Here is an 18,373-nt window from a genome sequence, read left to right as displayed (position 1 = left end):
AAGGCTGTCCTTCATTCCGAGAATACAGTTCCGTCAAAAAGTTTGCGGGCGGTCCGCAGAATGGCGGCTGACGCGATAGCGCCATCTTGGGCCAAATCGACCACCACGGTCGTTTCACCGCTTGGGTGCTCGATAGAGAGGGTTTTTGACGCGCCCTCTGGCACTTGTGCCATTGCTGCGGTCGGCGTCCCTTTGATAAGGCAGGCGCTGGCGACACTGACCGCGCCCAATACCCCAATTGCGGCGTGACAGCGGTGTGGAATAAACGTCCGGGTCGAGATTGCTCCACCCTGCTGCGGGGGGCTGATGAGTGTCATCTTGGGCACCGATTTTTCTTTTACGTCGCCAAGATTCATCAACGGGCCAGCTTGCAGACGAATGCTCTCTAATCGCACCTTGAGGGCTTGATCGCGATCAAGACTTTCGCGATTTGCGCCGCCATCAACGTTCAAATCATCGGCGCGTAGAACCACGACCGGCATTCCATTGTCGATCAGCGTGGCTGGAATGCCGTCGATCTCATCCACCGCGCGACCCGTGGGCAGCAGGGCCCCACAGCTGGAACCGGCGGTGTCCCGAAATGTGATCGGTACGGGCGCGGCCGTTCCGGGAACACCATCGATACGTGCATCGCCCGCATAACAAACATGGCCGGCTGGTGTCTGTACGTTAAGGGTTGCGATCTGCTGGGTGTTTTCCATGAAAACGGTGACTGGCGTGATACCGTCGTTTGGCGAAACCAGCCCCCGCTCGATCGCAAAGGCACCGACGCCAGCCAGGATATTCCCGCAGTTCTGCGCATCCGTCACAAGCGCCTGATCAACAAAGACCTGCAAAAACAAATAGTCGACATCCACTCCGCGACGGGTCGATTTGCGAACGACGGCGACTTTGGACGTCAGCGGATCCCCACCGCCGATGCCATCGATCTGGCGGGCGTCAGGCGAACCCATAACTCGAAGCAGGAACCGGTCACGCGCCGCCCGTTCGTCAGGCAAATCCTGGCCTAGGAAGAACCCGCCTTTGGACGTGCCACCCCGCATCCACATACATCTGACCGCGCCAGCCCATCCTGTGTCAGACATATCTGAGGCCCTTCTCTGCCAGGCGGGCCCGCATGTCATAGATATCCAGCCCCAGCTCTCCCTGGGTCAGACGCGCCCGTTTCTCTGCCTCATTGGTCTCGCGTGCCTGCGCCTTTTTCAGCACATCGAAAGCTTCGTCTCGCTGCACCACGCAGACGCCGTCATCGTCGGCAACGATTATGTCGCCGGGGTTGATCAACGCGCCCGCGCACACCACCGGCACATTGACCGACCCCAACGTTTCCTTGACGGTCCCTTGGGCAAATACGGCCTTGGACCAGACGGGAAACTGCATCTCTGTCAAATCGCGCACATCGCGCACACCGGCATCGATGATCAGACCCGCACACCCACGGGCCCTGGCAGATGTCGCCAAAAGGTCACCAAAATACCCGTCTTCGCAAGGAGAGGTCGGCGCAAGCACCAGGATGTCATCCCGGTGCAGCTGTTCGATGGCCACATGCAGCATCCAATTGTCACCCGGTGGCGCGGAAATGGTGACAGCCGAGGCCGCGATCCGCGCGCCCGGATAGATCGGCCGCATGTTTGAGCCGAGCAGCCCCTTGCGTCCTTGTGCTTCGTGCACGGTCGCGACGCCGCATTCGGCAAGTTCGGCAACCACAGCCGGGTCTGGCCTTTCGATATTTTGAACGACGACACCCATCAGAGTTCATCCACGGTGCGAGGGTAAACCGATTGGAACCCTTCGGCGTATTCGGATTTTCGCCCCCCTGCCATGCCGCCAGAGTTGCGGCGGAAGTGGTTGGCACGGTTGCGGGCGACATTGGTGTAGTAGTCCCACAAGTGCTCTTGCCCCTGCATACATTCGATTGCAGCACGCTTCTTGTCCCAGACCGGCGTGATGTCGAGGAACGTGTCGGGCTTCCAGCCCATCTGTTCGGTCTGGTGTGGTTCGAACAAATAGAGCTGCGGCGCGCCCAGAACCTTGTCGCCGGGATTGTGACCCCAGGCCTGGGCAATCATCCGACACTCCATAGCGATGCTGGTCGCGTACATATGATCAGTGTTGTAGGGGTCGTATGTTGAATGGCTCAACATAAAGTCGGGCTGCACCTTACGGATCAGGTCCACAACTTCGAACTTCTGTTCGCGTTTCAATTCGAGCGGGTAATCACCCGCATCAAAGAAAACGATATCGTGCACGCCAAGAGCCATAGCAGCCCCTTCGGCCTCGGCTTTACGCGCGGTTTTCACCTGATCAAGCGTGCAACCATCCTGTTTCCAGAGCTTGGCAGATTCTCCGCGCTCGCCATAGCTCAAGCAGGCAATGGTCACGTCATAGCCCCGTTCCTGATGCAGGGCGATGGCGCCGCCGCAGCGCCAGACGAAATCGGCAGCGTGGGCACTAATGACAAGAGCGCTCTTGTTTTTCGTCATGGTAGACTACTCCAGCGAGGCGGCGGTTTGACCGCGTGACAAGGGGATCGCAAAGGACTCTCAGGCCCGCCCTTGAAAAGGCGGGCCCGGCATTTGCAAAGAGAGAAAATTACAGACCATTCATACCGCAGAGGGCATTGGCCGCCTGCCCGCCGTCCACGGCGATGTTGACGCCGCGAATCCAAGGGGTCATGTCCGAGAGCAGAAAGGCAACGACAGGCGCAATGTCCTTTGGTGTGCCGGCGCGGTCCATGACCTTGCGGGCTTCGTCGGCCTTCTTCCCCAGAGTTTCGAGGAAATCTTTCAGGATCGGAGTTTCCACCGCGCCGGGGCTGATCGCGTTGACACGAATGCCGCGGTCGCGCCAGGTCCATCGGTGTTGCATAGTCCAGACGACAAGCGCCTCTTTTGCAAAGAAGTACGAGCGCGCCTGTTCCTTGTCGATGTCGTGGCTCGCGACAAATTCCGCGACTTGGTCAAAGTCCAGATCTGCCGCAACCTTGATCTGCTCGACCGAGTTCGGCCAACCCAATCCTGCTAGCGAGGCCAGATTGACGATGGACGCGCCGTCCGCCAGCTTGTCGATCATATTCAGGGTAAAGTATTTCACACCAATCAGATTGACCCGAACCACCGTTTCGGCGTCCAAGGTCGGCGGCACACCTGCGATATTGGCAAGACCGTCGACACCGTCCGGCAGCGCCTGCACCAAAGCGTCGATAGAAGCCTTGTCGCCAAAGTCGACCTTGTAAAAAGAATCGACATTCTCAGTGGTTTCATTGCGATCAATGCCGATGACTGTGCCCCCAAGTTCTTTGACGAGACGCGCGGTTTCGGCACCGATTCCCGACGCACAGCCGGTCACAATGATTTTCTTGTTTGTAAGCATGTTGGTTTCACCTTCTGTCGGAATTGAACTTCGGCTTTGTTCGGTCAAAACTAGACCTTTAAATTCATTCGATCCATTGATGTGAATTGATATTTATTATGAAGACATTTTATAAATACGTTTCCTGTTCGGTCGCCCCAAGCGCCAAAAATCTTATGATCCAGCTCGGAGTTGAGCCGTATTATCGTTTTCTTTCTGACTCTTACGAGGTCATGAATTCCTAGAACATCGACCGCACTACGCTCTTGGCAATGACGTGAAAAAGCCCAGGAATCGGAATTTTTCCCCTTCACCCAGCTTGCCCTGCACTTGTTAGATCAACGCCTGTTTCTTAGCCTGTATGGGATCAAAGCGCTCCGGAATTCATTCCCCACAAGCGCCTCGGAGGTGGAGTAATTCAATGTCAAACACGTCACCTGTCTTGTCCGTCATCGTTCGCAAATTCCGTGAAACTCAAAGGGATGCCGCAAACGAGGTCTTGGGTCGCTTCGAGCTGGCTCTTAAGGCGCAACCCGGGTTCATCGAGGTCCGCCACAACGTGCCGTCAAGCGAATCTGCCGGGACGTTTGCGACCGTAATTTCTTTTGCGACGCTAGAGGATTTGATCGCTTGGGAGCAGTCTTCGACGCGCAGGGACATCGTGGAGGAATTGGCGCAATACATCGAAGGTGAGGTGGTCAAAAACCGTCTTTGGGATCTGGATTCCCTACTTGGGGGACTTGGGGCGACGCATGCCCCCAAGAAATGGAAAACGGTGTCGGTTCTGACGTTCTGGGTTCTGGTTGTCGGGGCCTGTCTCGGGTGGATTGCCGATCAGATCTCTCCTGATTTTCCAGCCGGTTACCCGCGCATGGTCGTTCTTTTAATCTGCAACATCCTGCTCAACTCATATTTTTTCCTGCCCCGGTCGATGGCGCTTTTGCGCAAGCTAGAAGAGAAATACGGCGCAACATCATCTGCGTAGCGCGCGCCACAAATGATGCCGAAAAGTATCCTACAAGACAGTTCAAACATGCCGTTCGACCATTTCAGGCACTGATCGGGCACACGAAAGGAGAGAGTTTCGATGAGTATCGGGAAACTTTTACACATTCACACGACCGCAGCAGCCGGTCGGCCAATGGTTTCGCATCAAAGTGCCATCGCCATTGCCGACGCAGGCTTGGAAGGTGACAGATATCTGGCCGGGACTGGCCGGTTTTCCCGATCTCCAGATCCGCGCGACGTGACTTTGTTCGAGAATGAAGTGCTGCAAGCCTTGAAAGAAGAACGCGGGTTTGATTTGCGCCCTCTGGACCATCGGCGCAATTTGACCACCGAAGGTGTCGCCTTGATGCAGCTCGTCGGTAAGACCTTTTCCGTTGGAGGGGTCACTCTTGAAGGATTGCGACCCTGCAATACGTGCCGGTTCCTGAATGTCGCGGCACGCAAACCGGTTTCGGTTCCACTTGCAGACCGCGCAGGCTTGATCTGTCGGGTTGTGACCGGCGGTGCAATCAACGTCTCGGACCCAGTCACGATGAACTAGCGAGCCAAACTAACGGGCTAGTCGCATCAAAATGCAGTTTCAAACGCGCTTGGACAGGGCCAGCTGCAGTCTCAGGGGGCTTCCCCCCTTTTGCACACTGTCGCGCTCTGGAATGTCCAACAGCTGCAGCGTCTGCGTCCGTGCCAATAGCACCTCAATCGCCAGCGCCATCTCCATCCGCGCCAGTTGCGCGCCCGGACAAGCATGCATACCGTAGCCGAAACTGTAATGCCGCTGCCGTGGACGGGTGATGTCGAATCTGTTCGGGTCACTGAACGCCTCGGGGTCTCGGTTTGCAGCCGGGATCAACGTCAACGCCCGGTCGCCCTTCCTGATCGCTATCCCCTTGTAGGTCACATCGCGCAGCGCTTTCATCACGATTTTCTTCAGCAGTTCATGGCCGGGGCCATGCATGTTCAACATTTCATGTTGGACGCTGTCTGCCAGATAGGGGCTGATGGAAGGGTCGGCGTGAAAGAAATCAAACCGGAAATCCTCGCAGCGCAGAACATAACGAGCGTCTTCTTGGTTGAAGAAAACAAAGCCGCCTTCGACGCGCCCAATCGGAGACTGCTGTCGCAGCTCTTCGATATAGCCGTATTTGTCCGCCGCGAAACGCGGGGATCGCAGATCTATCAGATCAGCCATAGCATGGCCTTTCAGGTCGTTGGCCAAAATGGCATTTTCCGCAAGACCGCTCTGCGTGATGTTCCCCAAACCGTTGTTCACACCGCATTCGCGTCACCCGACCTCGGACCAAACGATTACAGGGGGATCGCGAAAAGCAAACCGCTCCAGATGTGCGGCTGCAACATGTTCCAGCCGTTTGCGGTGCTCATCCGTATCCGCAAACGTCCGCATGACAAGAGTATCCTCACCATCCGTGCTGAGCTCGAAATACCCGTAACTCAAGGTCACCCTGGTCGCTGTTTTGGTCTGTTCCACATCGACCTTATGCGCAAAATGCTGGGCAAGCTGTTGCAGGAACCGCGACGCCGGAGAGAGGGCGACGCAGGCGACGGATGTCAGAGGGACGCTCATAACAAAAACCCTTCGGGTCCAGTGATCGTATGTGCCTCGGTAAAGGACAAGATACCATCATAGCCCAGGTTTCGACCTATCCCGGACTGCTTGAAGCCGCCAAAGGGTCCGCGTGAATCCTGTGCCGCCGGACCATGCGCATTTAGATAGGTATAGCCAGCCTCGATCCGACGCGCGATTGCAACAGCGCGCTCTTGGTCAGGTGTCCAGACCGAAGAGCACAGGCCAAAGATGCTGTCATTTGCCTTGGTGATGGCTTCTTCATCGGTCTTGAACTTCATGATCGGCAAGGCCGGGCCGAACTGTTCTTCGTGTACGACCGATAGCGACGGGTCAGCATCGTAAACCAGCGTAGGTTTCTGGAAATACCCGCCTCCGCCAAAAAGCGCTTCGTCAGGCACCTGACCGCATTCGCGCACCTCGGCGCCCTTGGCGCGGGCTTCGGCGATCATGTCAGTCACCACCTTTAACTGTTTGGCGTTATTGATCGGCCCCATGGTGGTTTCCGGCAGCAAGCCATCGCCAACAACGGCCCGCTCACACGCGGCGGTAAATCCGTCGATCACCTCGTCATAGCGGCTCTCATGTACATAAAGCCGCTTCAGTGCCATGCAGATCTGCCCTGACGAGCCAAAAGCACCCCAATACATCCGGTTGAACGCATCATCATCCAGCTGAGCGTCATCCAGCACCAACCCCGCGTCATTGCCACCCAATTCCAGAGTAACCGGCGTGATGTTGTCGGCGGCCACCTTCATGACGTGTCGACCAATGGTTGTAGAGCCCGTGAAATTCACCATGCGCACCAACGGGTGCCCAACCAGCGGATCCCCGATGGTCGAGGCTGACCCGGTCAGGATGTTCACCACACCCGGCGGCAGCATCCTGGCGATGATCTGCAAGGTCAGACAGGGGGCCAGCGCCGAATTGGCCGACGGTTTGACAACCACTGTGTTGCCGGCAGCCAGAGCCGCAGGCAGCTTTGCACCCAGGATCGACAGGGGCCAGTTCCACGGCACGATCAGCGCCGCAACACCGCGCGGCTGTCGGGCTATCAGTGAATCAAACGGGGGGCCTTTAATCTCTTCGTCGATGGCCATGCGTTCGGCAAAGGCAGCCGCCTGCATAAAACGGTCCCCCAGCCGGGACATCTCCATCAGGGTTTCGCGCGCGATCTTTCCGTGCTCACGGGTGAACAGGCGCGAGCGATATTTGACGTCTTCTTCATCCGCAGTGAGTGTTTGCGCCACCTCACGAAGCAATGCCGCCCGCTCCTTGAAACCAAGCGCGGCCCAAGTCGGGAACGCCGCATGGGCGGCTTTGACCGCATCATCGACATCCTTTTCAGTGGCCGAAGCAGCGTGACCCACTAATTCGTCGGGACGTGCTGGGTTAAAGATGTCATAAACCGCACCATCCGACGCCCGACGGGCTTCGCCATTGATGAAGATCTCGGTGGTGATCACTTGATCCATGTTGTCCATGGCTGGGTTCCTTCCAAGTTGAGGACAATTGGGGGCTGTGCCAACACGAGATCGCATCGACAAAACCGTCTAAGTCAGGCGTTCGAGGCTTTAGCCAATCATGGTTTGAGGCAGCCAAATGGCGATCTGCGGAAACAGGATCAACAGCACCAGCATCAACGCCATGGCGAACCAGAATGGCCATATCCCGCGAAACACCTCTGCCATCGAAACGCCCGGCGCGATGGATTTCACAACGAAGACGTTGATACCAACCGGCGGGCTGATCATGCCCATCTCCAGCACAATCACAACCAGCACCCCGAACCAGATCATCTTCATGCTGGCCATCGACGGGTCGAACCCAAATTCCAGCGCGGCAATGATCGGCAGCACCACTGGAATAGTCAGTACCAGCATCGCGATGCCTTCCAGAAACATGCCTAAGAACATGTAGATCAGAATGATCACTAGCAGGATGCCATAATCCCCAATCGGCAATGAGGTGAGCAGAACCACCAACTGGCCGGGCAATTCAGTCAACGACATGAAAGGGATAAAGATAAAGGCACCGATGATGATCAGAAACACCGTGGCCGAAGCCTTCATCGTTTGCAGAACGACCTCGCGGATCGCAGCCCCGTTGAGCGTCCGCCGCCAGATGGCCACAAGAAAGGCCAGGAAAGCACCGACCGAAGAGGCTTCGACCGGGGTAAAGAAGCCGGTGTACATGCCGCCGATAGTGATGCCCACGACACCGGCAAACGGCAGCGCGGATATCAGCGCGTTGCGGCGTTCAGACCAAGGTGCCTTTGGGCCAGCAGGTCCGGTTTCGGGCTTGCGCAATACGGTCTGATAAATCGCGCCGATAAACAACAGGGTCAGCACGATGCCAGGAATAACCCCAGCCATGAACAGCCGCCCGATGGATTGTTCGGTCAGCACGGCATAGATAATCATTCCCCCTGAGGGCGGGATCAGAAAACCCAACGTGCCTCCGGCCGCAACTGATCCCGTGGCAAGACTATCTGAATAGTTGAATTTTTTCATTTCAGGCAAAGCCACACGACCCATGGTGATGGCCGCCGCCAGGGACGAACCGGACAACGCAGCGAACCCTGCACATGCCGCAATCGTGGCCGAGGCCAACCCTCCGCGCAAATGCCCCATACAGCGATACGCTGCATTGAACAGGTCCGCAGACATGCCGGACACCCCCGCCAGATTGCCCATGAGCACGAACATCGGAATGACCAGGAGGTTGTAGTTCGAGGCGGCCTCGAAGGTCTCGCCAGACATGTTTGACATCGCGGTCTTGATCCCCCGCGACAGCGCCTGATCGGGATCCATACCGACCAGAACGAATTTTTGAGTTGTGGCGACGATTGTTCCAATCACGCCGACGAAAATCATAGAGAGCGCAACAGGAAATCGCAGTCCCAACAAGACGAACAAGCTAAGCAGTCCGAAAATGCCAATGAGTGTCAGGCTCATTCGGAGTCTCCCAAATTAATCAGGCGGATCGCTCCGCGCGTGAGCAGTTGAAAAACGTCTGTAACCAGGACCACCGCGTAAACGCCGATGCAGCCCGCCAGCAGGTAGTAAAACGGCTCGTATGAGATCAGCAATTGCTGGGTGGTTTCACCGAACTTGGTGGCTTTTTGCCCGGCATGGACCAGCTGATAGGACATGATGAACATCAACACGCTGCCCATCAGGCGCAGAAAAACCATCGACCATTTCGCAAATCCGACCGACATACGGCTTTCCAGAACCTCGATCTCGATATGTGCGCCAGTCCGACCACCAAGAGGAACGGCGATCGCAACAAGGATCACCAGACCCAGGATCAGCATGTCCTCTGTGCCCTTGATCGGGGCATTGAGCATCTTGCGCATGACAAGCACGTTGGTCGTGCTCAAAAGCATCATGAAGGCAAGAACTAAAGTACCGCCAAACAAGGCAGTGATCAGAATGGCTCTGTCCATCAAACGAATCCAGATAGGTAACTTGACGTGTCCCGACATTCGAACCTCCGCGAATTGTCACTTGGACGGCGCGCCCGCTGACCGGGCGCGCCGTCCAAGTCTTTAGTTGTTGATTGCGCCGTAGATCGCGCGGGCATTCTCGACACCGCGGCCTTCGTAGTCGGCAAAGATCACTTCCATGCCGTCGGCGACCGCGGCGTTCATCTTGGCGCGCTCTTCGTCGTTGACAACAACCTGCGTGATGTTGGCCATCTGATCGGCGGTCTGCATGATCTCTTTGGAGCGGGCGTCAGCCCCATCAAAGCTCTCAGCACCCTTCAGCGAGAACACCTCGCCCGCCAATTCGTCGATGATAGCGCGATGCTCGTCCGAGAGATCCTGGTACCGTTCCTTGTTCATTGCCACGAAAAACACGGCGAATTGCACAGGTACGTTGGTGACCAGATGGCTCGATACATCCCAGAAATTCCAGGGCGCCGTTATGTTGTTGTAGGTCGCTGTGGTGCTGTCGATAGTGCCCGTAGAAAGCCCGGTGTACATCTCGGTCACCGGCATCTGCACAGGCACGGCGCCTAACGCTTCGACGATCGGGGTGGTCATTGCCGCATATGGCACCATCTTTTTGCCCTTGATGCCGTCCATGGTCGAAACATCACTTGTGGCAGCCCAGATGTTGCCCGAGGTGGTGAAGATGCCCAGAAGTTTGACGTCCTGATACTCCTGAGCAAGGTGCTCCTCATAGACATTCAGCATCCGCTCGGTCGACTCTTTTGCGGACGTCGCTTTGCCCGGCGGGATAATCAGCATGCTGCGCGGAAAGATTTTCGGGGTATAGGCCTGCAGACCAAAGGTAACGTCGGCCACACCTTCGACGACGCGCTTGTATTGCTGCACCGGGCCAGCGCCCAGCTGGCCAGCCGGGTAGAGCTTCATGGTCAACGACCCGCCAGAGCGTTTATCCAGCTCTTCACCGAACCATTTGAACAGGTTCGCGTTGACATGATGCTGCGGCGGAATGAAGGTCGCAACCGACAATTCCTCTGCATGAGTGATTGAGGCGACGGCTGTCGAAGCTACGACAGTCAGTGCGCCGAGGATTTGAGTAAGTTTCATTGCGTTCCTCCGCCATATTTGTCAGCACAGAGTACGCGCAGCTAGACATTCAATCTATTTATGAGTATTTATATATCTCATGCAGAAAACTAATTTCTTGGACCTGGATGGTCATATCCTCCGGACTTTCCTCGCAATTCTTGAAAACAGCTCGGTCTCGATTGCGGCCGAACAATTGGGCGTGACACAACCTGCGGTCAGTCACACGCTGTCGCGGCTGCGCAAGATCCTTGGTGACCCGCTTTTCGTGCGCTCAGGCCAGGGACTAATGCCCACAGAGACGGCCTTGGCCCTGAAAGAACCGGTGCAAAAGGCGCTCGATAGCCTGAAAAACCTGACTGATGACCGCATCTTTGACCCCACAACCGAAGAGATGCGCTTTGTGGTCGCCGCCAATGACATGCAACGTGATTTGGTTTTCCCGCAGTTAATGCGCGAGGCGTGGGAAGAAGGGATTTCGGTGAACATCCGATTTCTCCCGTCGGGACAGCCCACCGTAAACATGATGCGCGAGGCACAGTGCGACCTGGCGCTGACACCCTTGCCACCCGATGGGCCAGACATTTTCCAAAAGCCTCTGTTTACAAGCGAGATGATGTGTTTTTACGACTCCGAGGTCCGAGATCCGCCAGCGACTTGGGACGAATACCGCAAGGCCGATCACTTGACTGTGCAGTTTGCCGGGGGCGGCACTTCGATCAAGGTGATAACTGATCTGGAAGCGTCGCAAATCCAAGAGCCGCGGATTTCAGTGCCGAATTTCAATGCGATTCCACCCTTTGTCAAAGGCACCGGGCTGATCGCCACCGAAATGAGCTTGATGCGAATTCACACACTCAGCAGCCTGAGCGTGGCCGCCTTGCCATTTAAAAGCAACGTCGTGACGATCTTTATGATCTGGCACGAACGCAGCACCAATGACCCGGCGCATATGTGGTTGCGCAACAGGATATCGGCAATCTCCGCCAAAGTTCCGGAGTTAATGAAAGGTTTGTAAACCGCCTCTCGCGACCACCGAATACATGTGAATCTCTAATGTCGTTAATAAATGACCATGAATGGACTGAATACATTCCATTGATATCCTGACGCGATCCAATTGACATATCGAGAGATCGCGATGGCCAGGCTATCTGTTCGCCAACCTAACTTTTTTGTCCTTCAAAACAGGCCGCGCCCCGCCAAGGTGATTGCACTGCTGACATCCCTGGTGGCGATTGGGTTGTTGATTGCCGGTCAGAGTGGGGTTTCTGTGCTCGACGTCGATCCTGCAATGTCACGCGCTTTGGGCGTTGTGATCTTTACCCTTGGCCTGTGGATCACTGGCGTCGTTCCCGAATTCTTCACTTCGTTGCTTTTTCTGTTTCTCTCTTCGCTTTTGGCAATCGCGCCGCCCGATGTCGTATTCTCAGGGTTCTATTCCAGCGCTCTGTGGCTGATCTTCGGCGGGCTTGTACTCGGACACGCCGTGACTCAAAGCGGTTTGGGAGACTGGCTTGTTCATCGGCTGGCGGCTTTGTCTGCACCAGGCTATCTAGGTGCACTAACAACGATCGCTCTGGCCGGACTTCTCTTGTCCTTCATCGTACCCACAGCCATCGGGCGCGTCGTGCTGATGGCCCCTATCGCTGTTCACCTTGCCAAACGCCTTGGGTTCCAGGCCGGGTCGAACGGACAGGCAGGACTGGTTCTGACCGCCGGGATGAGCACATCCCTGCCTGCCTTTACCATTCTACCCTCAAACGTCCCAAACTTGGTGATGTCAGGCTCGGCCGAGGGTCTTTATGGTGTGACCTTTACCTACAGCGACTATTTCCTTGTGAATTTCCCGGTGCTTGGCCTATTCAGCTGCGCCGCCACCATCGCGCTGAACTGGTGGTTTTTTCATGAACCACCCGAACAGGTTACAACCGTGGACGAGGCCGAGCCGTTGACGGCACCGCAGGTCAGACTGACGGTTGTTCTTGCATTCACTGTTCTGATGTGGATCACCGACTATTGGTACGGCATCGCTCCCGCCTGGGTCGCGATGGGGGCCGCTCTGTTTTGTGCCCTACCCGGTGTCGGCATCATTCCCGTCGGAGATCTGCCCCAAAAGATCAACATTGCTCCGATTTTCTTTGTGGCAGGCGTTATCGGCTTTGGCGCGGCAGTCGCAGCGACGGGCATCAGCACTTGGGCCGGTGGTTCTCTGGTCGCCATGTTCCATCAGGCGAACCTGACCAACAACATAGCGATATTTGGCGCCCTGACCGCCATAGGTTCACTGGTTGCTGTCGGCACCACCGTTCCAACAGCACCCGGCGTGATGACTCCGCTGGCCGGACAACTGGCGACTGCCACCGGGTGGTCGGTTGAATCTGTACTTCTGGCGCAGGTTCAAACCTGGGTTCTCGTGCCCTTTCCATATCTGGTGCCGCCCCTGTTGCTGACCTTGTCAATCGGTCGAATACCTTCCGGTCAGGCGGTCCGTTTGCTGCTGTGCTATTTCGCACTTGGAATTCTTGTGTTTGCCCCATTGCACTTTGTCTGGGTGCGATGGTTGGGCTATTTTTCAGGTTGAGATTTTTCACTGTACCCTGGGTGGTGGTTTGCCAGCCGTAGTTACCAGATGAAAGCCAGCTCATGATCTCCTTCAAAGGCGCGCAGTATCCGAAGGATGTGACCCTCTTTACCCTTTTCTTTTATATTCGATACGACGTTTCATATCGTCGCCTGCAAAAATTTGTGACGGAACGCGGCGTATCGGTTGATCAAACTACGCCGAACCGCTGGGTGAAGCGATACTCAGACGCTATTGTCGGCGGAGCGCGCAGGTCCAGAGGACCATGCGATCCTTCCTAGAGGATGGACGAGACCGACATAAAAGTGAAAGGTGCTTGAGTTTATCTCTATCGAGCCGTCGACAAATACGGCAAAATCGCTTGATTTCATGTTGTCCGAGCTGTGCAATAGAGCGGTGACCACAAAGTTCTTCGCCAGGATGCTAGAGGCTAACGGCCATCCGAGAAAGATTGTCATCGACAAAAGTGGCGCCAACACAGTGGGCACAAAGGTGATCAAAGGCCTTGGTTGTCTGATCCCGATCAAGACGGTGAGGCGAAAATATTTGAACAACATTGTGGAACAGGGCTACCGTTTCATCAAGAGACGCACTCGGCCAATGTTCGGGTTCAAGTCTTTTGTTTCAACTTCAGCAACTCTAGCAGGCATCGAGGTTGCGCAAATGATCCGTAAAGACCAACTCACGCCCGGAGTCTGTCCGTCTCTGCAGTTCTCTAAGCTCACCGACTAACTCCCAAGCGACTGCTGGAACAGCTCGGAGGGCTCAAAACCTCACAGCAAAACCATCCTTCTGTCATTGGCCATGGTGGTTGTCGCCCCGCTGATCGGTGCCAAATGTCTGGACGAGGATGTGCGCGAAGCCCTGCAATACGCCACTGTGGGTCAGGGCATTCTGGCCAGTCTGGCAATTCCCTTCTGCACTCTGATTCTCGACTGGATCGCGGCCGGAAAACGCTGATTGTACAAACACGACACGGGAGCGGCGGTTTTTGCCGGTCCCGTTCGAAGACATGTCGGTTTCTGCATTCACATATCGGAAACCTACACGCCAAGTGGTCCTTGCGACAGGCATCCTACATCCAAACAGGAGATCGTCGCCATGACACAACTCGCCACCGCACCGCGCACCCGTTCGGGTGGCAGGCAAGCCCGCCGTGCCCTGCGCACAGCCCCGAAAGTCGACATGTTACCCGGCCTGACCGCGACTATTGCGCTGTGTGAGGTAATGGACGGCAGTCAGGTCGAGCGCATCGACAGCGCTTCGATGCACATCCTGGAAAACGTGGGGGTCCAGTTCCGCGACCCTATTGCGTTGGAAGACTGGAAAAATGCCGGTGCCAAGGTCGAAGGAGAGCTTGTGTTTCTGGATCGCGGATTGGTCCGCGAACTGATTGCCACGATCCCATCCGACTTCACGTATCACGCCCGCGATCCGAAAAAGAATGTGCGCCTTGGTGGGCGACATTCGATCTTTGTCCCCATGACAGGCGCGCCCTTCCTGCGTGATCTGGATGACGTGCGGCGCAACCCGACGCTCGATGATCTGGCAATGTTCCATAAGCTGAGCCACATGATGCCCGCGCTGCATTCCTCAGCTCACCACATCGTGGAACCCTACGATCACCCAATCAGCCAGCGCCACCTGCGCATCACCTATTCATCAATGAAACATTCCGACAAAACGTTCATGGGCATGACCACCTCGCCCAAGAACGCCGAAGACGTGCTGGACATGTGCGCCATCCTGTTCGGCGAGGAATTCCTGGAAACGCACCCCGTGACCACCGGCAACTGCAACGGCAATTCACCGCTGGTGTGGGACGAGACGATGTTGGGCGCGATGCGCGCCTTCTGTCGCCGTAATCAACCGGTGCTGTGCTCGCCCTTTGTTCTGGGTGGCGCCAATACGCCCGCAAGCGTTCCCGCAACCGTCGCGCAATTGAACGCCGAGGCGCTGAGCGCATTGGCCTACACGCAGGTGATCCGCAAAGGTGCGCCTGCGATTTACGGTCACTATCTGTCGACCGTTTCGATGAAATCCGGTGCGCCGATGGCCGGCACGCCCGAAATCAGCCTGATGAACTTCATGATCGGACAGATGGCCCGTTACTACGGCGTCCCTTGGCGCACCTCGAACACGCTTGGTGGGGCCAAGACATTCGACGCGCAAGCCGGTTACGAAAGCGCGACAACCTTGCAGGCCGTGATGCACGCCGGGGCGAACTACATCTGGCACAGCGCCGGCTGGAACGAGGCCGGGATGCATTGTTCTACGGCCAAATTCATCGTCGACGCAGAACAATGCGCGATGGCCTATCGCATGGCCGAAGGCCCGAAATGGGGCGACTTCGATCAAGCTCTGTCCGCAGTGCCGGACGTCGGGCCGGGTGGGCACTATCTCGGCCACCCCCACACGCAGGAAAACTTCCAAGAGGCGTTCTTCATGCCCGACATGTTCGACAACAACTCGATCGAGCAATGGGCGGCCGAAGGTAGCGTCGAAATCACTGAGCGCGCTCTGAACCACGCCCGCAAGCTGTTGTCGGAATACCAGGAACCAACCCTCGACATCGCCAAGAACGAGGAGCTGCTGGACTACATCGCCCGGCGCGAGCGCGAGATCCCGGCAGCCGACGAGCTGAACCAACACTACTAATTCACTCCCCCCTACTGGCTCGCCCCTTTCTAGGGCGGGCTTATTTTCTTGAGGGCACCCCTTGAAGATCGCCGAAATATACATCTATCAACACGACCTGCCGGTTCGAAACGGCCCCTACACGATGGCCAAGGCGCAGGTTTGGGCATTGGACACCACGCTGGTAAAACTTGTCTCGGACACCGGTCTGATCGGTTGGGGCGAAACCTGTCCCGTTGGACCCACATATGCCGAAGCGCATGCCGCCGGTGCGCAAGCGGCGCTGATCCAGATGACCCCCGATTTGATCGGGGTAGAGGTGGCACCGCTCACATTACACCGCGCGATGGACGGGTTGCTGACCGGGCACAATTACGCCAAGGCGGCCATCGACATCGCGGCGCACGATCTTCTGGGCAAGCACTTTGGCATCAGCGTGTCCGAGTTGTTGGGGGGGGCAGCGACGTCTCGCGTGCCATCCTACTATGCCACCGGTGTGGGAACGCCAGACGACATTGCGCAGCTGGCGGCAGAAAAAATGGCCGAGGGATACCCCCGCCTACAGATCAAGGTTGGCGGACGCCCCGTCGAGATTGATATCGAGGTCATCCGCAGGGTCTGGGAGGTCGTCAAAGGATCGGGCATGCGCCTGGCCGTCGATGGCAACCGAGGCTGGACCACCCGCGACGCGCTGCGGGTCAGCCGGGAGTGTCCAGACATTCCCTTCATCATGGAACAGCCCTGCAACACAATTGAGGATCTTCAAAAGATCCGTCCTCAGATCACCCATGGCCTTTACATGGATGAAAGCAGCACGTCGCTGAATACCGTCATCACCGCCGCCGGAACCGGATTGGTCGATGGGTTCGGGATGAAGGTCACCCGCATCGGCGGTCTGCACCCGATGCGCGCCTTCCGCGATATTTGTGAGGCACGCAACCTGCCGCACACCTGCGATGACAATTGGGGCGGCGACATCATTGCAGCTGCCTGTACTCATATCGGTGCCACAGTCCGTCCCGATCTGCTCGAAGGAGTTTGGTTGGCCGCGCCATATATTGAAGGGCACTATGATCCCGAGAATGGTATCCGCGTCGAAGGTGGGCACATCTCGGTTCCACGCGGTCCAGGTTTAGGGGTCACACCGGATGAAACCCTGTTCGGGTCGCCGGTCGCAGCATTCTGACAGCAGGAGGTCGAGCATGGAGTTTCAGGGAAAACGCGCCCTCGTTACCGGCGGCGCAGGCGGCATCGGAACCGCAATCGTCAACCGCTTGCGCGCCGCCGGGGCGCAGGTCGCGGTGGCTGATCGTGTGACAGATCATTTCGAAGCTGACGCTCATCTGCCCGGCGATCTGCTGGATGCGAAGTATGCAGACGGATTACCTGCCGCCGCCATAGCAGCGCTTGGCGGTCTGAACATCGTAATCAACAACGCGGGCGTCATCACGCGCGGACCGGTGACCGAGGCCTCGGACGCGGATTGGCAGTTGTCGATGGGGGTCAATGTCGAGGCGCCCTTTCGCATCTGCCGCGCCGCGATCCCGCTGATGGCGGAAACCGGCGGCGGTGCAATCGTTAACACAGCCTCTTGCTGGGGTGCCACAGCGCCGGGGCCGAACCACGCGCTCTATTGCATGACCAAGGCGGCGATTGCCTCGCTGACCCAATGCATGGGCATGGATCATGCGCCTCAAGGCATCCGCATCAACGCGGTCTGCCCGAATGAGGTGAACACACCCATGCTGCGCAGTGGGTTCGAAAAGCGTGGCTTTGATCCTGACACAGCCGTCGCGGAACTGGGCCAATCGGTACCTCTGGGCCGGATCGCCGAGCCCGAAGACATCGCGGATGTGGTGCTGTTTCTGGCCTCAGACGCCGCGCGCTACGTGTGTGGTGCCTTGATCGAAGTGAACGGGGGTAAGCCGGTCTCATGAAGCGGTTCAAAAACATGGTCGCTTTGGTCACTGGCGGACGCAGCGGCATCGGGCAAGCCATCGCCCGACGGCTGCGTGACGAAGGCGCGCGTGTCTTCACAGCACAACGCGGCATTGACCCCGAATTTGAACATGTCACTGCTGATTTCGTGGACCCAAGTGCGCCAGGTAATGTGATCTCTGACATGATCGCTCAAACGGGCCGTCTCGACATGCTTGTGAACAACGCGGGCATGATGCAAGAGGCCCGCGTCGAGGACATGAGCCTTGCTGATTGGAACAGGACGCTCACCATCAACCTCACCGCGCCGTTCCTGATGATCCAGGCCGCCCTGCCTCACCTGCGCGACACCAAGGGCAATATCGTCAATATTGGTTCCATCGAGGGGCTGGGGAGCAACCCCGGCCACGCAGCCTATTGCGCCTCTAAAGCTGGGCTGCACGGGATGACGCGTGCGGTCGCCGTGGATCACGGGCCCGAATGCATCCGCTGCAATGCCGTCGCGCCAGGCTGGATCGACACCGAACTGAACGAGAATTTCATCGACAACATGCCTGATCCCCAAGCCTTTCGCCGCGATATAGCAGGTGTCCATCCAATTGCCCGCACTGGCAAACCCGAAGAGATCGCCGCCCTCGTTGCTTTCCTTGCCTCGGCAGATGCAGGCTTTATCACCGGTCAGGTTTACACCGTGGACGGCGGCCGTATGACACAGCTCAGCCTGCCCTGA

The 18,373-nt window shown here is 57.0% G+C and carries 18 protein-coding genes and 2 pseudogenes; 10 read left to right on the top strand and 10 right to left on the bottom strand.

Going from position 1 to position 18,373, the window contains the following annotated elements; translation table 11 throughout:
* Window positions 1-11: 11 nt before the first annotated feature.
* From G6R15_RS12835 to G6R15_RS12820, 4 genes are all read right to left on the bottom strand, one after another.
* Window positions 12-1,085, bottom strand: a complete 1,074-nt coding sequence (locus G6R15_RS12835) for a 4-oxalomesaconate tautomerase (protein WP_164660215.1) — start codon at window positions 1,083-1,085, stop codon at window positions 12-14.
* The gene (locus tag G6R15_RS12830) at window positions 1,078-1,749 is read right to left on the bottom strand and encodes a 4-carboxy-4-hydroxy-2-oxoadipate aldolase/oxaloacetate decarboxylase (RefSeq protein ID WP_205520518.1); all 672 of its coding nucleotides are present in this window, start codon (window positions 1,747-1,749) and stop codon (window positions 1,078-1,080) included. Before G6R15_RS12830 ends, G6R15_RS12835 begins: the two co-directional genes overlap by 8 nt.
* Window positions 1,749-2,483, bottom strand: a complete 735-nt coding sequence (locus tag G6R15_RS12825) for a PIG-L deacetylase family protein (RefSeq protein WP_164660214.1) — start codon at window positions 2,481-2,483, stop codon at window positions 1,749-1,751. The genes G6R15_RS12830 and G6R15_RS12825 overlap by 1 nt, the downstream gene beginning before the upstream one ends.
* A gap of 109 nt (window positions 2,484-2,592) precedes the next feature.
* Window positions 2,593-3,372, bottom strand: coding sequence for a coniferyl-alcohol dehydrogenase (locus tag G6R15_RS12820; protein WP_164660213.1), 780 nt, complete (start codon window positions 3,370-3,372; stop codon window positions 2,593-2,595).
* Between the two features lie 400 nt (window positions 3,373-3,772).
* Between G6R15_RS12820 and G6R15_RS12815 the strand changes: the two genes are divergently transcribed.
* Together G6R15_RS12815 and G6R15_RS12810 are read left to right on the top strand one after the other, a co-directional pair.
* Window positions 3,773-4,336: a hypothetical protein gene (locus G6R15_RS12815; protein WP_164660212.1), complete on the top strand. Its 564-nt coding sequence runs from the start codon at window positions 3,773-3,775 to the stop codon at window positions 4,334-4,336.
* A 102-nt stretch (window positions 4,337-4,438) separates the two neighbouring features.
* Window positions 4,439-4,900 carry an MOSC domain-containing protein gene (locus G6R15_RS12810; RefSeq protein WP_164660211.1) on the top strand — a complete coding sequence of 154 codons (462 nt, stop codon included), beginning with the start codon at window positions 4,439-4,441 and terminating at the stop codon, window positions 4,898-4,900.
* 39 nt (window positions 4,901-4,939) lie between these two features.
* Here G6R15_RS12810 and G6R15_RS12805 read toward each other — a convergent pair whose 3' ends face one another.
* From G6R15_RS12805 to G6R15_RS12780, 6 genes are all read right to left on the bottom strand, one after another.
* Window positions 4,940-5,548, bottom strand: a complete 609-nt coding sequence (locus tag G6R15_RS12805; protein WP_164660210.1) for a cytochrome P450 — start codon at window positions 5,546-5,548, stop codon at window positions 4,940-4,942.
* A gap of 93 nt (window positions 5,549-5,641) precedes the next feature.
* Window positions 5,642-5,941, bottom strand: a complete 300-nt coding sequence (locus G6R15_RS12800; RefSeq protein ID WP_164660209.1) for a DUF2218 domain-containing protein — start codon at window positions 5,939-5,941, stop codon at window positions 5,642-5,644.
* Window positions 5,938-7,425 (bottom strand): aldehyde dehydrogenase family protein, encoded by a 1,488-nt coding sequence (locus G6R15_RS12795; RefSeq protein ID WP_164660208.1) that lies wholly within the window; start codon window positions 7,423-7,425, stop codon window positions 5,938-5,940. The genes G6R15_RS12800 and G6R15_RS12795 overlap by 4 nt, the downstream gene beginning before the upstream one ends.
* 90 nt (window positions 7,426-7,515) lie before the next feature.
* Window positions 7,516-8,898, bottom strand: a complete 1,383-nt coding sequence (locus tag G6R15_RS12790; protein WP_164660207.1) for a TRAP transporter large permease — start codon at window positions 8,896-8,898, stop codon at window positions 7,516-7,518.
* On the bottom strand, window positions 8,895-9,392 hold the full coding sequence (locus tag G6R15_RS12785; protein WP_164660206.1) for a TRAP transporter small permease: 498 nt from the start codon (window positions 9,390-9,392) through the stop codon (window positions 8,895-8,897). The genes G6R15_RS12790 and G6R15_RS12785 overlap by 4 nt, the downstream gene beginning before the upstream one ends.
* Window positions 9,393-9,494: 102 nt before the next feature.
* Window positions 9,495-10,505 carry a TRAP transporter substrate-binding protein gene (locus G6R15_RS12780; RefSeq protein ID WP_164660205.1) on the bottom strand — a complete coding sequence of 337 codons (1,011 nt, stop codon included), beginning with the start codon at window positions 10,503-10,505 and terminating at the stop codon, window positions 9,495-9,497.
* Between the two features lie 79 nt (window positions 10,506-10,584).
* Here G6R15_RS12780 and G6R15_RS12775 point away from each other — a divergent pair, with 79 nt between their 5' ends.
* From G6R15_RS12775 to G6R15_RS12740, 8 genes and pseudogenes are all read left to right on the top strand, one after another.
* Window positions 10,585-11,502, top strand: coding sequence for a LysR family transcriptional regulator (locus tag G6R15_RS12775; RefSeq protein WP_164660204.1), 918 nt, complete (start codon window positions 10,585-10,587; stop codon window positions 11,500-11,502).
* 189 nt (window positions 11,503-11,691) lie between these two features.
* Window positions 11,692-13,068: an SLC13 family permease gene (locus tag G6R15_RS12770; RefSeq protein WP_205520517.1), complete on the top strand. Its 1,377-nt coding sequence runs from the start codon at window positions 11,692-11,694 to the stop codon at window positions 13,066-13,068.
* A gap of 62 nt (window positions 13,069-13,130) precedes the next feature.
* Window positions 13,131-13,800, top strand: a pseudogene (locus tag G6R15_RS12765) (IS6 family transposase).
* 45 nt (window positions 13,801-13,845) lie between these two features.
* Window positions 13,846-14,028: pseudogene (locus G6R15_RS12760) on the top strand (glycine/betaine ABC transporter); the annotation flags it as partial.
* 141 nt (window positions 14,029-14,169) lie between these two features.
* Window positions 14,170-15,726, top strand: a complete 1,557-nt coding sequence (locus tag G6R15_RS12755) for a trimethylamine methyltransferase family protein (RefSeq protein WP_164660202.1) — start codon at window positions 14,170-14,172, stop codon at window positions 15,724-15,726.
* A gap of 61 nt (window positions 15,727-15,787) precedes the next feature.
* A complete protein-coding gene (locus G6R15_RS12750) occupies window positions 15,788-16,891 on the top strand; it encodes a mandelate racemase/muconate lactonizing enzyme family protein (protein ID WP_164660201.1) in 1,104 nt (367 codons plus the stop codon).
* Between the two features lie 16 nt (window positions 16,892-16,907).
* A complete protein-coding gene (locus tag G6R15_RS12745; protein ID WP_164660200.1) occupies window positions 16,908-17,642 on the top strand; it encodes an SDR family NAD(P)-dependent oxidoreductase in 735 nt (244 codons plus the stop codon).
* Window positions 17,639-18,373 (top strand): SDR family NAD(P)-dependent oxidoreductase, encoded by a 735-nt coding sequence (locus G6R15_RS12740; RefSeq protein ID WP_164660199.1) that lies wholly within the window; start codon window positions 17,639-17,641, stop codon window positions 18,371-18,373. Before G6R15_RS12745 ends, G6R15_RS12740 begins: the two co-directional genes overlap by 4 nt.

The organism is Tropicibacter sp. Alg240-R139 (assembly GCF_900537075.1).
In the GTDB taxonomy this organism is placed as follows: Bacteria; Pseudomonadota; Alphaproteobacteria; order Rhodobacterales; family Rhodobacteraceae; genus Falsiruegeria.
This window is presented reverse-complemented; position numbering and strand designations above follow the sequence as displayed.